The organism is Sphingomonas sp. LH128 (assembly GCF_000293195.2).
GTDB lineage: Bacteria > Pseudomonadota > Alphaproteobacteria > Sphingomonadales > Sphingomonadaceae > Novosphingobium > Novosphingobium resinovorum_A.
Window position 1 is genome coordinate 1 of record NZ_ALVC01000505.1, and the last position, 1,601, is coordinate 1,601.

At 71.5% G+C, this 1,601-nt stretch carries 1 protein-coding gene; it reads left to right on the forward strand.

Annotated features, from left to right (window positions below; translation table 11 throughout):
* Positions 1 to 192 precede the first annotated feature (192 nt).
* The coding region (locus tag LH128_RS29375; protein WP_008833342.1) for an aldehyde dehydrogenase (NADP(+)) at positions 193 to 1,601 on the forward strand (1,409 nt) is incomplete at its 3' end.

The window sequence follows — 1,601 nt, forward strand, 5'->3', positions numbered from 1 at the left end:
CCACCTCGCGTCAGGGCGCCCCAACGAAAGCGATCGCCTCAAGCACTGCCAGCCGGACAACGAATGTTGGAACTACGACAGGCGATCATTGCGATCCGGGCGAAATCCGATCCGCCATGCGCATTAGGCGCCGCGCCCGGCTTGCGCTTAGACGGCCATCACCATTTCCCACGCTCAGCTAAGGACATCGACATGATCACCGGCGCCATCCTCATCGGCCGCGAAGAAGCGCAGACGCAGGCAAGCTATGCCGCCATCAACCCCGCGACCGGCGCGGCGCTGGAACCGCGCTTCACCACCGCAGGCCTGCCGGAAGTCGAGCGCGCCTGTGCGCTGGCCGACGAGGCCGCGGTCGCCTTCGCCGAACTGGACCCGGAAACCCGCGCTGTCTTCCTCGAAACCATCGCCGACGAGATCGTCGGCATCGGCGAGCCGCTCATCGCGCGCGCCATGGCCGAGACGGGCCTTCCCCGCGCCCGTATCGAGGGCGAGCGGGGCCGCACCGCCGGCCAGCTGCGCCTTTTCGCGCAAGTCCTGCGTGAAGGCAGCTGGGCGGGCCTCACCATCGATCCCGCCCTGCCCGAGCGCGCGCCGCTGCCGCGCCCGGACCTGCGCGTGCGCAAGGTCGCGCTTGGCCCGGTCGTGGTGTTCGGCGCCAGCAACTTCCCCCTCGCCTTCTCGGTCGCGGGCGGAGACACCGCCTCGGCTTTCGCGGCAGGCTGCCCGGTCATCGTCAAGGGCCACTCGGCTCATCCCGGCACCGGCGAACTGGTGGCCCGCGCGATCCAGCGCGCGGTGGCGCTGTGCCATCTGCCCGAGGGCGTGTTCTCCTACCTCCCCGCCACGCGTGAGGCAGGCACCGCGCTGGTCGCCGACCACCGCGTCAAGGCGGTCGGCTTCACCGGATCGCGCCCCGGCGGCATGGCGCTGATGCGCACCGCCGCGGCCCGGCCCGAGCCGATCCCGGTCTATGCCGAGATGAGTTCGATCAACCCGGTCGTGCTGTTCCCCGCCGCCCTCGCCGCGCGTGCCGAAGCGCTGGGCGCGGCCTTCGTCGGCTCGCTGACGATGGGCGCCGGGCAGTTCTGCACCAATCCCGGCCTCGTCATCGCCATCGACGGGCCTGATCTCGATACCTTCCTCGCCTCCGCCTCGGCGGCGATGGGCGGCAGCGCGGCGCAGGACATGCTGACGCCGGGCATCCACTCGGCCTATGTCGAGGGCGTGAGCGCGCTGGCGGGCCACGGCGCCGTCACCACCCTCGCACGCGGCGTCGAGCCGACCGGCCCGCATCAGGCGCAGGGCGCCCTGTTCCGCACCACGGCGGCCGATTTCCTCGCCGATCCGGCGCTGGGCGCGGAAGTCTTCGGCTCCTCCTCGCTGGTCATCACCGTCACCGACTTGGCCGAGGCGCTCAAGGTCATCGCCGCCCTCGAAGGCCAACTCACCGCCACCCTGATCCTCGACGCCGAGGACGAGGCGGAGGCCGCGCTGCTGCTGCCGGTGCTGGAGCGCAAGGTCGGACGCATCCTCGTCAACGGCTGGCCCACCGGCGTCGAAGTGTGCCACGCGATGGTCCACGGCGGCCCGTTCCCCTCGAC